Origin of the sequence: Dinghuibacter silviterrae (genome assembly GCF_004366355.1) — a bacterium.
Taxonomy (GTDB): Bacteria; Bacteroidota; Bacteroidia; order Chitinophagales; family Chitinophagaceae; genus Dinghuibacter; species Dinghuibacter silviterrae.
This window is the reverse complement of sequence record NZ_SODV01000002.1, coordinates 333,157-346,559: the sequence shown is the minus strand read 5'-3', so window position 1 is coordinate 346,559 and position 13,403 is coordinate 333,157. Positions and strand designations below refer to the sequence as shown.

The 13,403-nt window shown below is 53.3% G+C and carries 9 protein-coding genes; 2 read left to right on the top strand and 7 right to left on the bottom strand.

Going from position 1 to position 13,403, the window contains the following annotated elements; genetic code table 11:
* The first annotated feature begins 19 nt into the window (after positions 1–19).
* Positions 20–2,467: a mechanosensitive ion channel family protein gene (locus EDB95_RS18555; protein ID WP_133995743.1), complete on the top strand. Its 2,448-nt coding sequence runs from the start codon at positions 20–22 to the stop codon at positions 2,465–2,467.
* Here EDB95_RS18555 and EDB95_RS18550 read toward each other — a convergent pair.
* Entirely contained in the window at positions 2,428–3,168 is a 741-nt protein-coding gene (locus EDB95_RS18550) for a GntR family transcriptional regulator (protein ID WP_133995741.1), read from the bottom strand. The genes EDB95_RS18555 and EDB95_RS18550 overlap by 40 nt on opposite strands.
* 47 nt (positions 3,169–3,215) lie before the next feature.
* On the opposite strand from EDB95_RS18550, the gene EDB95_RS18545 reads away from it, so the two are divergent.
* Complete coding sequence (locus tag EDB95_RS18545; RefSeq protein WP_133995739.1) at positions 3,216–4,073, top strand: AraC family transcriptional regulator; 858 nt, start codon at positions 3,216–3,218, stop codon at positions 4,071–4,073.
* Here the strand turns inward: EDB95_RS18545 and EDB95_RS18540 are convergent.
* The 6 genes from EDB95_RS18540 to EDB95_RS18515 form a co-directional block, all read right to left on the bottom strand.
* On the bottom strand, positions 4,030–4,485 hold the full coding sequence (locus tag EDB95_RS18540; RefSeq protein WP_133995737.1) for an L-rhamnose mutarotase: 456 nt from the start codon (positions 4,483–4,485) through the stop codon (positions 4,030–4,032). The two genes, EDB95_RS18545 and EDB95_RS18540, sit on opposite strands and share 44 nt — an antisense overlap.
* Complete coding sequence (locus tag EDB95_RS18535) at positions 4,469–6,028, bottom strand: sodium:solute symporter family transporter (RefSeq protein WP_133995735.1); 1,560 nt, start codon at positions 6,026–6,028, stop codon at positions 4,469–4,471. The genes EDB95_RS18540 and EDB95_RS18535 overlap by 17 nt, the downstream gene beginning before the upstream one ends.
* Before the next feature lie 13 nt (positions 6,029–6,041).
* Complete coding sequence (locus tag EDB95_RS18530; protein WP_133995733.1) at positions 6,042–7,235, bottom strand: mandelate racemase/muconate lactonizing enzyme family protein; 1,194 nt, start codon at positions 7,233–7,235, stop codon at positions 6,042–6,044.
* On the bottom strand, positions 7,236–8,123 hold the full coding sequence (locus EDB95_RS18525) for an aldo/keto reductase (RefSeq protein ID WP_133995731.1): 888 nt from the start codon (positions 8,121–8,123) through the stop codon (positions 7,236–7,238).
* A 9-nt stretch (positions 8,124–8,132) separates the two neighbouring features.
* Entirely contained in the window at positions 8,133–9,830 is a 1,698-nt protein-coding gene (locus EDB95_RS18520; protein ID WP_162852680.1) for a RagB/SusD family nutrient uptake outer membrane protein, read from the bottom strand.
* Positions 9,831–9,991: 161 nt separating this feature from the next.
* Complete coding sequence (locus tag EDB95_RS18515) at positions 9,992–13,336, bottom strand: SusC/RagA family TonB-linked outer membrane protein (RefSeq protein WP_162852679.1); 3,345 nt, start codon at positions 13,334–13,336, stop codon at positions 9,992–9,994.
* Positions 13,337–13,403 lie beyond the last annotated feature (67 nt).

The window sequence follows — 13,403 nt, the reverse complement described above, 5'->3', positions numbered from 1 at the left end:
TTTTTAATAGCTTCGCAGCATGGCCAAACACTTCGCCCTCCTCGCCTGTCTGCTTTGCTACACCTGGATGATTCAGGCCCAGGACACGAGTCACCACCCTGTCCCGGATACAGCGGGTCATCTGGCGCATCAGACCCCCGGAAAGCCCGCCAAAACCGAAAAAAAGAGGCTGGAATACTTCCGGGACACCATCCGCCGGGAGAGAAGGAAGTTCGATTCTACTTTTTTTTCCGATATAAAAGTCCCCACCACCGGAGACTATGCGCGGGCGCTTGGTAACGTCTATCAGACTATGACCGATATACCCAGCGACATCAGTTCTTTCGACAGGCTGCCCTCCATCGGCAAAAGCCTTGACCTGGACGACTCCGCCCTGGAGGTCGTCAACACAAGGATGTCCCAGAACGACCGCACGTTCAACGTGCGGAACCTTCAGATGATCAATACGCTGCTCGATGTCCTGGACAAGAATACAGATGACTATTCCGACTACCTCGACCAATGCGACTCCACCCTCGAAGAGGTACGGAACAACATCAGCGACCTCCGGAAAGACACGTTGATGCGGGCGATATTCAGGGATTCTTCATTAAGAAATGCGTTTCAACCCCAACTACAACTCCTAAAAGAAAAATGGCGGGAGATCGACAGTCTGGTGACGGAAGACGGCAGGATCATCAATACACTAAAGTCGCAGGCATCCGCCCACTCCATGTTGATCGGCGAACTCATTGCGAAGGTTGATCTGGAATTGAAGGCTGTCGGCACACGGGCCTTTGCCAAAGAGCAACCCTTTTTATGGGAGGAAGGCACCCGGCGGCAAAGGCTCTCGGCCGACGACTATAAGGAGTCGATCGGTGAAGAACGAGCCATGACCAAGTTTTATTTCACGAATACCCGGAGCAACCGGTCCTGGCTGTTGATCATGGGCCTCGTCTTCTTTCTCTGGGTGGCCGGTAATTTCAGGACGCTCAAACGGCTCCACAAACTGGATGTGGTGGGCAAGCTCGGTCTTTCCAACCTGGGTCCGATACCCGTGGGCGCCACGTTGATCTTCATGCTCAGCCTCGCGCCCTTTTACGACATGCATGCTCCGGCGATCTATATCGAATCCGTCCAGTTGCTAAGCATGATCGTCGTGACCTTTATGCTCCGCAAAAAAAAGGTCCCCGCCCAAACCTTATTCGGCTGGGTGATCTTCGTGGTGCTCTTCCTGCTGCTCCCTGTCACACGCATCCTCCTGCCTTCTACCCAGATACAGCGATGGGCCACCCTGCTGATCAACTCGGCCGCCCTCCTGCTGGGGGTATACTATATCACACACCTGAAAAAGACATTCGGCAAGTGGACCACGTTTGCCGTCGGTCTGTATTTACTGCTGAACCTACTCGCCGTCATCTGCAACCTGACCAGCCGGGTGACCCTGTCCCAGATATTCGGTTACACCGCCGCTTATGCCTTCGCCCAAATCGTCAGCCTGACCATTTTCACACAGGTGGTGGTAGAATCATTCCTGTTGCAGGTCCAGACAAGCCGCCTCCGGAAACGATACCCCGAAGCCTTCGAAGTTTCCTCCGTATCGAAATCGGTACGCCGCTTTTCCATGATTGTCGCCGTAATTATCTGGCTGATTGTATTTACCATCAACCTGAACCTCTTCGACGCCCTTAATGATGTGCTCGTAGAGTTCTTTACCAAAGTAAGAAAAGTCGGCAATTTCAATTTTTCCATCGGCGGCATCCTGCTGTTTATGGGTATTATCTGGGCCGCCAACTTCCTCCAGAAATACATATCCTACTTCTTTGGCGATACAGGCGATGACGCGGCATTCGATGACAAGGGACAACGTTCCCGTTTGATGGTGACCAGGCTCATTCTCCTCATCGTCGGTTTCTTGCTGGCGGTCGCCGCCTCCGGCCTCGCCGTAGACAGGATCACCGTCATACTCGGCGCCCTCGGCGTCGGTGTCGGCCTGGGCCTGCAAAACATCGTCAACAACTTCGTATCCGGGATCATCCTCATCTTCGACCGCCCGCTGCGCATAGGCGACACCGTCGACATCGGCGACAAACGCGGACGGGTCAAGGAAATCGGCATCCGGGCCATCACCCTCCTGACCGAAGACGGGGCCGAAGTCATCATCCCCACCGGAGATGTCCTCTCCCACAACATCGTGAACTGGACCCTCAGCAACAACCACGCCCGGGTAGCCCTGTCATTCACGATGGACAAACCCGAGAACGCCGACGCCATCGACCTCGACGGCATCCGGAAACTGATACAGGAAAACCACAACGTGCTCCAGCAAAGAGCGCCCGAGGTTTCCCTGAATGCCGTGAATACAAAGACCGTCGAGCTGAGGATTTTCTTCTGGATCGTCGACTTCAATAAAGAAGGGGCTACGGCGGCGGAAGTGAAGACTGCTATTTATCGGTTTTTTGAGGAGAAGGGGATAGTGATCGCGTAGGTAAACCTGTCTGCCCGGTAGTAACCGATATTATATTCGATGGGCCGGTCCCCGGAATCGTAGACAAACCGTTCCCTTAAAAGAATGACCGCCCGGGGATCGATCTTCAACCTTTTGGCCATCGGCCCCGCCAGGCGGGCGCTGATATGCTCGTTCGACCGGACGACGACGACCCCGAAAGCGTCTTCCATCATACGGTATAACGGACCGGTAAAATCTTCTTTGCCCGTCATCCCGATCCGCGGATGGAAATAGCTTTCGAAATACACGAACGGCTCCCCTTCGGTTCCCCGGAGACGGGTCAGTTTCACCACATTCCGGTGGAGCGGCACGTTGAAAAAACGGGCCACCTTTTCGTCCGCCTTCACCTTCTCTGCTTTCATGTCTAAATTGGCCACAGCCACGCCGTGTTGAAGCATTTCTTCGGCAAAGCTGTACCAGTGGTCGAGCCCCGTCGATAAGGCCGGTTGGGCGACAGTGGTGCCGAGACCTCTTTTCCTGGCCAGGAGGCCCTCGTTTTCAAGCTTGCCGGCAGCCTGCCGGATCGTGCTCCTGGAAACACCCAACCGGTTGGCAAGCTCGACCTCTTTCGGCAGGAAATTACCGTTCTTGAATTCCGGCGACGCGATCAGTTTCCTGAGCAACTCCTCCACCTGTACGTGCAGCGGGATCTTGCTTTGATGATTGATGACAAGCTTCATATTTGAACTTAAAAAACGATTAACTTTATATCGTAACCGAGACTAACATGCAGTATATCTACGAGAATTTCACGTTCCATCCGGATCAATCGTTTACGATCCGGTCGGAACTGCTGGAGATCAAGAAATATACCTCCCTGAAATCGCATGTCAATTTCGAAATCGCGCTCATCGAAAATTGCAGCGGCAAACGATTTATCGGGGACCATATCGAAGACTTCGAGGGTACCGAACTGGTATTGATGGGCAGTTATCTTCCCCATTGCTGGCAGTACTATAAAACAGTCGATCCGACCCTGCAGCCGCACGCGGCCATCATACACTTTTTCCCTGACTTCATGGGCAAGGAACTGCTCGACAAACCGGAAGCAAAAGGATTGAACGAGCTTTTCGACAAGGCGGCCAAAGGCCTCCTGTTTACAGGAGACACGTTGCAGCATGCCAAGATGATCATCCAACAAATGCTGTTCGAATCCGGGCTGGCAAGGGTTTCATTGATGATCCGGCTATTGGACATCCTGGCGCGATCCTCCACTTACCGGGTGCTTTCTTCCCCCTATTATAATGCGATCGAGACGTCGGCAGAATCCAAAAGGATCAACATCGTCTTCGATTATATTTTTGCCCATTTCAAGGAAGAGATCAGCTTGCAGGAAATCGCCGATCTCATCCCCATGTCGACCGCGGCCTTTTGCCGTCTATTCAAGCGAAAGACCAACCGGACGCTTACCGACTTCCTCAAAGAGCTCCGGATTGGTCACGCTGCAAAGCTCCTGCTCGAAGGGAAACACAATGTAACAGAAGCCTGTTACCAAAGCGGTTACAATAATATCTCCAACTTCAACAAACATTTCCGGGAGGTCAAGGGGTTGTCTCCGCGGGATTTTGTAAAGCAATACGAGTAGTATCTCCCGTGAACCGGTAAAAGAGGTCTGCCTGGGCCCACTTCTGCCCCGGCGCCGTCCCAGGCACCCCGACCTGGAAAGCATCCATCATCCGGTTCCATTCCCTGCATTTAGGATCATACGATTCGGCCACCCGTCCCATTTCGCCAAGATCGGCGTTCGCAGGCACGGTAACGATCATCACTAGCGTCCGGTTATACCGGTACAGGCGGATGTCTTTGTACCCCGCTTTCCGGAACCCGGCTTCCACCTCCGGCCAAACCTTTTGGTGATACGCCAGGTATTGGCTGACCTTCGTGGAGTCGTCCACGAGATTGACCACCATCACCACGTCCCGGGTGGCGGTGGATACCGGATGCCGGCACGAGGCGAACAGCAACAGGATGGCCAGGTATTTACTCGAAAAACGCATATATAAAGATCATGATAATTCCCAATAAGCCCCATGCCACCCAAACCCTTTGGGATCGAACGGCGTAACGGGCGTATGTGTCGGACAGGGAGGGTAGAACCGAACCTATCCGGGGTGTCGTCGCCAGGGAAATAACGATCATCGCCGCTAAAAGACCCACAAAAAGGTAAAAAGAAAGCATGAGGAAACCCGGCCAGAAATGCGGGCCCGGGTAATTAAGAACGTAACAGGCTCCAATAACCAGGCAGACAAGACCGCCCCCGTACAAAACCCATTCCGCGGCGATATGGTTCGCTTTTTTCCAAAGGGCGCCGGCCAGGAAAACAACAGACAGGGGGGGCGCCAGGATGGACACGAGACCCTGGGTCAGTTCGAAAAACCCCTTCCCGGAGTAGGAAAACAGGACGGCGATCAAAAGCGCCAGTACAGCAGCGATCACCGTAATCACCCGGCCGGCCAGCCGGCTCTGACGCTCATCCATCGTCCGGAGCCTTCCGACAACGTCCAGGGTGAATACAGTGCTAAATGAATTCAAGCCCGAAGACACCGTATCGATCAGCGCGGCGATCAGCGCGGCCATGCTCAGTCCGAGCAAACCGGTCGGCATCAGGTGCTTGACCAGCACCATGTAGGCGGTATCGGGGGTCGCCTGGTCCCTGAACAGCAGGAAGCACAGGATACCCGGAAATACAAACAGGCAGGGCATCAGGATCTTCAGTCCTGCGAGGAAGAGCGCCCCATATTGTCCTTCGCGTACGTTTTTACCGGCCAGCACCTTTTGGACAATCGTCTGGTCTGCGCACCAATAATAAATGGCGACCACGGGATAACCCACCAGGACCGAAATCCAGGAATACGAAGGCGACGACGCCGGCCGGAGGAGCTGCAGGTAATGATGGGGAATCACAGATATCGCCTGGTGAATACCGCCTGCCTTCCGGAGGGCAAAGAACAACAACAAGCCGGAGGACAACAGGATGACGGAGGATTGGAAAATGCCGGTCCGCATCACGGCCTTCAGGCCACCCAGGGTGGTAAAGCTGGTGGCGACGATGGCGACGCTGACCATAGACCGGATCAACCCCCAGCCGAACATCTGCGAAATCAACAGGCCGCCGGCGTACAACGCACTGGCGAGCCATACGACAAGTATGGAGACCAGGCTATAGAAAGTGAGGAACTTGTAGGCTTTATTCCCATAGCGGACCATAAGGAACTGGGGCATCGTGGAAATACCGGTGGACCGGTAAAGCGGTATGAAAACAACCGCGAGCAGCAGGATAAAGATCCAGGCCAGCCATTCGAAATTGCTCCCCACCATCCCTTCTGAAAAGCCGATGCCGGCAAAACCGATCAGCATGGTCGGTCCGGCATTGGCGCTAAACATGGAAAATCCGATCTGCCACCACTTCAAGGACCGGCCACCGAGAAAAAGGTCGCTCCCCTTCCCCATTTTCCTATCCAGGAAGAAACCGACAAAAAGCAGGCCGGCCAGGTATAGAAACAAAACGGCATAATCTCCTATAGCAAGCGATACGTTCATTCCATCACCACATTTAAGACACGACAAGAGGAGTATACCGGCCGACTTCGGACACGGTCCAGGTTTTGTGTGTCAGGATTTTATTCTTCCGTTGCAGGCGGTCCCAGTCAATCCTAATGGGAATACCCGTACTATCAGGTAAGACAAAACGCCCTTTTTCCAAAATAGGATATTCCGAGAAGTATTCACATAGGCCGTTCATCAGGGGATACAGGTATTCCACCATGGCCTCTTCCGAGGCGGTTGCAACCAACGCCGCGGTATACAGGGAATAGCCGCCGGAACTAAACGTCAACCCGGATTTTTCCGCGAGATCCCGGACCTCCATCCACTCACGGACACCCGCGAGGTGCGTAGGCGAAGGCTGCAGATGGGTCACCCCCGCCTTTGCCAGCTCGGGAAAAACCCTGCTGGATTTTTCGGACTCTCCGAAGGAAAGGCTGACCGGTGACACTGCGGACAGGCGGGCGATGTCCGAAAGGGCGGCCGAATGAACCGGCTCCTCGAACCACGCAATGTCCTGGTCTTCCACCTTGCTCAGAAACGCCAGGGCTTCCGGCACCGTCCAGATCTGGTTGGCGTCCACCGCCAGGCGAACGTCTTTGCCGATAAGATTCCGCACAAACCTTACCCGTTCAACGTCCTCTTTGATGTTACTCCCGAAGTGCTTGCCGACTTTCATCTTTACACAGGAGAACCCCTTATCCATGAAGTACCCCATTTCCTTTTCCAGCTCGGCATAAGAATAGTTCGTACCCGCGCCGCTGCCATACGCCTTTGCAAAATCGCGCGTACCGTACAGGTACCGCTGCAAGGAAATGCCCCGGCGGCGGCACGCCAGGTCGTGCAACGCCAGATCGACCTGGCCGAGGAGCGACGAGGCGGGTCCCCGGAAGCCCTCATTGCGGATGGACCAATAAAGCCGGGGGTAGAGCGTGTTGTACCGCACCCCACGGTTGTGCAACAGGTGGGGGAAAATACATTGCTGCAATACGTGCGCATAACTCCCCATCACCGGCCCTTCCCCGATATTACCCTCTTCGTCTTCAAGAGTCAGTATGGACAAATTGAACGTGCGGAAGGGTCCCATGGATGAATCCTGGAAAGGCGTAACGGCGGGTACGTCCTCAAGGATCCGGATGTGTATCTTTTCGATATTGAATATCTCTTCTCCGATCGGGTCTAGGTTAAAGCTGGTCTGGTTCATTTAACATTCATTTTCTGAAATTAACCGTATCTGTTCAATGACTTCTTTGGGTAAGGGGCCCGATAGGATATCCTTTATGGATTCCCCCAGCTCATCGGGTTTGGAGGGTCCGATGACTACTTTTATATCGACCGGGGCGAAAAAAACATACCGGTGTGCAAGGGAAGAAAGCGTGAGCCCATAGCTGGAGGCCACGGCCTGCACGGCTGTCGCCCGTCGAACGAATACAGGATCCAGCCAGGACGGTGTCGCGACGGTGAATTCATCAAACCGTCTGCCCAATAGCCCTAACTGTAACGGGCTTGCCATATAGGATTGGATACCCAGGGATGCGTATTTCGGTATGCTGTCGGTCAGGGCGTCCTGGCAAATAGCTGTCAGCCTGCCGAACTCCATGACGACGTCAAAGACGCGCCGGTCGATGTATGGCCGGAGCGTGGAAGGGGGATTTCCCCCCACACCGATCCGGTCCGTATATCCTTTTTGCCTGAACAACTGCATCTGGTCGATCACCATGTCCAGCTCGCCCGGAGGTATCGCCCAGGGATCGTGGAGGAACAAGACATCCAGCTTCGGAAGGCCAAGGAGCGTGAGGCTTTCGCCTACGCTCCTTTCCATAGTTTCCGAACTAAAGTCGTAGAGGCCTTCATGGCTGGCATACGACCTGAGCCTTCCTACTTTTGTGCTTACAGAGGGTTTTGATCCGCTCCATTCTTTCAGTGCCTTACCCAGAAAAATTTCGGCATCTCCATAGGCCGGGGCCGTATCGACCGCCGGAATACCTTTCTCCAGGGCTTGCAGGATGGTCCGGACGGACGTCCCTGGATCGACCGGTCCATATACACCGCCAAGCGCTGCTGTTCCCAATATGTACCGGTCTATGTTCATGATTTATTGCTATTGCAAGGGGTCAAAGGTACCACCCCATTCATTATTTTGTGGAAGATTTGAAGGCTCCAGCGAGATCTGTGAAGGACTGAGCGCCCAAAACCAGTGGTGCAAATCCAGGTTGTAGAACACCGTCGGATCGGTGTCCAGGCTATTCACATACACTGCCGAGAAATTCGCCCTTATTGTGGGATCCATGATCGTGGAAGTAAGCGCCGGCGATGGCAGCGGCGCGCCAACGTTGAGCGCCACGTGGAGCCCGTGCCGGTAACCCTCGCTGTTCAGAATATCGTACCGTTTCCACCTCCGCAAATCAGCGAGCCTAAAACCCTCGAACGCGAACTCCACAAAACGCTCATTGATATACGCCGTACGGATATCCGCCTGGGAGGCGGCGGTAATGCCGTAATTATTGGACGGACCCGCTGCCACATTGGCCCTGGCCCTGATTTGATACAGCACACTCAATGCCTCGTTGGGTTTACCGATTTCATTGGCGCACTCCCCATAATTCATCAGCAGTTCGGCAAAGCGCATCGGGCTCCAAAAACTCTTGGCACCCGCCGCACCATTCACGACAGTGGCCGCCGTCATCAGGGTATCCAGGCCTTTTCTTTCACAAAACCCTACACCATCGCCGCCGGCAGCGGATCCGTTGATCAGCGGCTCGATGTTGACATAGGCATTGTTCGTCGCGCTCCACTGAAATACATCCCATGTGGTCTCCTTCCCTGTCTGACCGGGCACAATATCAGGCGTTGGATAAGGTGTCCCCCCTACCCAAACAGTTGCATAAAAACGGTCGTCCCGATTGGTGTAGAAATCAGTGAGAAACTGTGCATTATATGCCGGGTTGGTTCTCAATTGTGTCGTATCAAACTCCATAGGGCTACCGTCCCTTTTAGGGTAAGCCAGCAACATGCTCAATAAGGGCTGGTCATTACCTGTTGAGCCGTTCGTGTAGGGAATAGGCCTGATGGGTGCAAAATTCATATAGTGGTCCGGGTAAAAATACTGGTTCACCATGATCAGTTCAGGATTCCCCTGGCCGGAATACCATATAGAACGGTAATTCGGATTCAAACCATAGCCATCCGTGGTGGCTTCATTTACAGCAGCCAGACAGGCCGTATAGGCGTTCTGCCAACGCGTCGGGTCGCCCGTCGCATTAAACAGCGGACTCGCCCACGTCATGAGTATCCGTCCCTTCAGTCCCATCGCCGCCGCCTTTGTAATCCTGCCGTAGTCATTGGGATCGCTGTAAGTGCCCGGCAACAACATGGCCGCGCTGTCCAGGTCAGCAACGATCTGCGTGATGCATTCCGATGTCTTGTTCCTGGGGACAGCAAGCGAGGCGGGCTTTGTATAGTCCTGCGTATGCAATATCAACGGCACGCCACCGACCGACGCCACCATGCCCCAGTAAGCCCATGCCCGCCAGAACTTCGCTTCACCCACATATTGCTGGTTCAGGCTGGGGTCCAGCACTGACGCGGGTACCTGCGTCAATTGGTCCCGTAGAAAGTTGCACTTTTCGATATTGGTATAGTTCAGCGTCACATTTGTGTTATCTACATTTATTCCTCCTTTTTGATAAACACCCAGATTATTGACGCCGGAAAATCCTTCATCCGAATTATTCCCGCTGCCCAGGGGCCACCCGGGCATCGAGCCGCCATAAATATCTGTGAGGAATGCCTTGATCATCGTTGAATTTGTCCAGACCGCACTGGGCGTAATGGCAACGGGATTATTGAAATCCAACCCCTTTTTGCAAGACGATATGACAGCCGTACCTCCGAACAATATCGCCAGTATAAATATATATTTTGAACTTATTCTATACATAGTATAACGCTGTAAAGTGATTAAAATGATACGCTGATGCCTCCGTTGAAAGACCGCATGATCGGAAAGTCCGTACCGTCCCCATATGCACTACCAGTGGCAGCGATGGCAACCTTGGCCGACTCAGGATCCCAATATTTCCTATTGAACCTGCTGATGATAAACAGGTTGGCGCCGCTGACAAACAGGTGAACGTTGTCTATCCCATACCTTTGGTATAGGTATTTGGGGATGGTGTAGGCCAGCGTCAGGTTTCTAAGCCGGATAAAGTTGGAATGTTTCAACCAGAAGGAACTACTGACCGCACCATTCGACGTATAGTTCGGATTGGCGGTAATCCATTCCTCATAGGGATAGGTCACCTGGTTGTTGGGGTCATTTGCGGAATATTTATAGGGGAGCGACGCATTGGGGGTACTGGGCGACCAACTGTCCGTGGCCCACTTGCTCCACATCCTGTTCCATTCGACGCCACCCGCCACGGGTGAAATATCGGTCATCTGGTGGAAGTAACCGGCAAACGTAAAGGCCAGGCTGAATCCTTTCCATTCGGATTCGAAATGCCAACCCACCACGACCGGGTTGTTGTCCTTTCTCAATACCGTGATGTCATTGTCGTCGATCACACCGTCGGGTTTGCCGGAGGGTCCGCTGAGGTCCTTATAGACCAACTGGCCCAGCGCCGGCGTTGTGCCATAAAAATTGTAGTTTGGCTTAGCCGCCGCCAGATTGTTCAAATCCGCCTGCGTCCGGAGGATCCCCGCTACCTGATAGCCCGGGATATAGCTGGCATGCCGGCCACCGGCGCTGCCTACAAGATTTTGCCAGGGATAGGTGAGGTTCTGATCCATCTTTGTATACCATGCGTATCCGTACGAAGCATTGACGCTCGTATTGAACCGTACACGACCGATCTGTCCGTTATATCCGACCATAAGCTCCAGACCTTGGTTTTTTTCCGCTCCGTAATTCACCGCTGGAAGCGCCCGGGGGAAGGTCGGGGGAATGGTCTGAATTCTTGCCCCCAGGATATCGTACGTATTGTTATGATAGGCATCGATGGTGGCTGTATAATGCTTCAGGAACGACACATCGATCCCTATATTCGTGTTCAACGTTTTCTCCCAGGTAAGGTCGGGGTTGATCACGCCCCCATAGGTGATCCCCGCGTTCGTAGAAGGCGTGGCGCCGAAATATGCCGAATTCCCGGCCTGATAGCTCTGCTGCCACTGCCAACTGCCCACTTTGACGCCGTTCACAGTTAAGCCGGGCAAATTGTCATTCCCGACCAGCCCAACCGTAGCACGTAATTTCAATTGGTCGACCCCCTTTACATGCTCGAAGAACCGCTCCTTCGACATGATCCATCCGAGCGAACCGGACGGGAAGAAGCCCCAACGCCTATTCGGCGCAAAGTTGGCCGACCCGTCATACCGGTAGGCGAATGTCGCCAGGTACTTGCTGGCGTAGTCATAGAAGAACTGACCGGCCCACGACTTCCGACCATTTTCATAGGTCGAGTAATTCGGACTGTTCGACACAAACTGGGTGCCGGATTTCGTACTGGCCGCCCACCATTGATCGGTCACGGTAACAGGAAAGCCGTTGATCAACGCATTGACACCCGATCCACTGGTCCCGTATTGCTCATAGATCAGCCATGCTTTGAAGTGATGCACGTCAGCAATCGTCTTTTCGTAGTTCAGTTGGAAATTCAACTGCCTGTCCTCACTCCAATTGACAACATCCTGTATGGACGGCACGTTCTGAGAAGTCACATAACCGGTGGTGGAATCGGTATACCAAATGTGGTTGGCGTAAGGTGCACCGGTCGCCACGGTCGCCATCTGGTATGGCTTGATAAAACTATGCAGCCTGTTTTGGGTATAGGACTTGATGAAACTGGCTGTAGCACTCAACCCCGGCACGAACGGCACCTTATAGGTACCGCTCAGCGTAATGACAGGCTTCAGGTAATTGGAATTGTTCCCACCGCCCATTCCGCTCACCTCGGCGCCCATATTGGCGATCCAGCCATAACTGATGGGCATGCCCGGATTGGCACCAGTAGTCCAAACCGGCTCGTCAGGCTGCCATACCAGAAGTTTTCTATAAAGATCATACGTACTTCCACCCGCGATTCCGGTGGCATTGTTGGTAATATTTGAATTCAACGCCATTCCCGCAAAAACCTGGAAATTCTTGGTCATGTCCGCGGTGACGTTGGCCCTGAGGTTATATTTATCATACGTGGTTGTACTCAGGAACCCATTCTGACGAACATAAGACCCCCCGATAAAGTATTTGACATTATCCGACCCGCCTGAAACACCCAGATTGTGCGTCATCGTGGACGGATCGCGCCAAACATCCTTCAGCATATCGTACCCCCAACCTTTGCCGCCACCGAAATTATGGCTATTAAAATAGTCATAATCCGCTTGCTGCCAACTCCAGAATGAGGTCGTACCGTCGAATTCGTTGAATAATTGTCCCGCTTGCACCGCGCTGGTTAGCGAAACCCCTTTGGTCCGGGTATCAATACCTGTATTGTAGGAATAGGTAATCACAGGCTTACCCGATTTCCCTTTTTTCGTCGTGACCACGATAACCCCGCCCGCAGCCCTTGATCCATACACTGCTGCAGTAGCAGCGTCTTTCAGCACGGCGATATTGTCTATCTCCAGGGGGCTTAGGTTATTGAAGTCAATACCCGTCGATATTTTACCATCAATGACGTACAGCACAGGCTGCGCATTCCATGAACTGTTCGTACGGATGATGATATTGGGGTTTTGTTGACCGGGCAGTCCGCTGATGTTCCCGACGTCAACACCGGCAACCCTGCCGGCGAGCAAATTGCCGGTCATGGTCGTAGGGACTTCCACGTCCGCATCCTTGAACTTGACGGTAGCGACGGAGCCCGTCAGCAATTCTTTCTTTTGCGTACCGTAACCCACTACCACGACGTCTTGCGCTTGCATGACCGCATCCTTCAAAACAACTGATATGGTAGACTTCCCCCTGACATCCATTTCCACGGTTTCCTTTCCGATATAAGAAACAACCAGCGTTTTGGCGTCATCCGGTACATTTAATTCGAATGCTCCGTCTTGATCGGTTTTGACGCCCAGCCTGGTTCCCTTCACCAGGATGCTGGCGCCAGACAATGGTTTCCCGTCAGCGTCCAATACACGGCCTTTCACCGGTCTGGGCAGACGGACAATGTTGTGTGTAATGGGTCTCGCCGCCAATGTAGTCTGCGAGAACGGGAGGGTCAGGAGTGCAGGGATCGCTATCCCCCGCAAGCCCGACAAAATAGTTTTACCCACGCGTCGTGGGGCATGCTGGCAATCGCTTCTCATAAGCATGTGAAGATTAGAAGTTTCGATAATGACATGTAGCAATTCGTCAGAACAGTCAATACAATTG

Coding starts and splice junctions, on each gene's coding strand:
- EDB95_RS18535 (WP_133995735.1), bottom strand. CDS start 6,028: ATGAACGTATCGCTTGCTATAGGAGATTATGCCGTTTTGTTTCTATAC.
- EDB95_RS18520 (WP_162852680.1), bottom strand. CDS start 9,830: ATGATCAAGGCATTCCTCACAGATATTTATGGCGGCTCGATGCCCGGG.
- EDB95_RS18515 (WP_162852679.1), bottom strand. CDS start 13,336: ATGAGAAGCGATTGCCAGCATGCCCCACGACGCGTGGGTAAAACTATT.
- EDB95_RS18550 (WP_133995741.1), bottom strand. CDS start 3,168: ATGAAGCTTGTCATCAATCATCAAAGCAAGATCCCGCTGCACGTACAG.
- EDB95_RS18545 (WP_133995739.1), top strand. CDS start 3,216: ATGCAGTATATCTACGAGAATTTCACGTTCCATCCGGATCAATCGTTT.
- EDB95_RS18540 (WP_133995737.1), bottom strand. CDS start 4,485: ATGCGTTTTTCGAGTAAATACCTGGCCATCCTGTTGCTGTTCGCCTCG.
- EDB95_RS18555 (WP_133995743.1), top strand. CDS start 20: ATGGCCAAACACTTCGCCCTCCTCGCCTGTCTGCTTTGCTACACCTGG.
- EDB95_RS18530 (WP_133995733.1), bottom strand. CDS start 7,235: ATGAACCAGACCAGCTTTAACCTAGACCCGATCGGAGAAGAGATATTC.
- EDB95_RS18525 (WP_133995731.1), bottom strand. CDS start 8,123: ATGAACATAGACCGGTACATATTGGGAACAGCAGCGCTTGGCGGTGTA.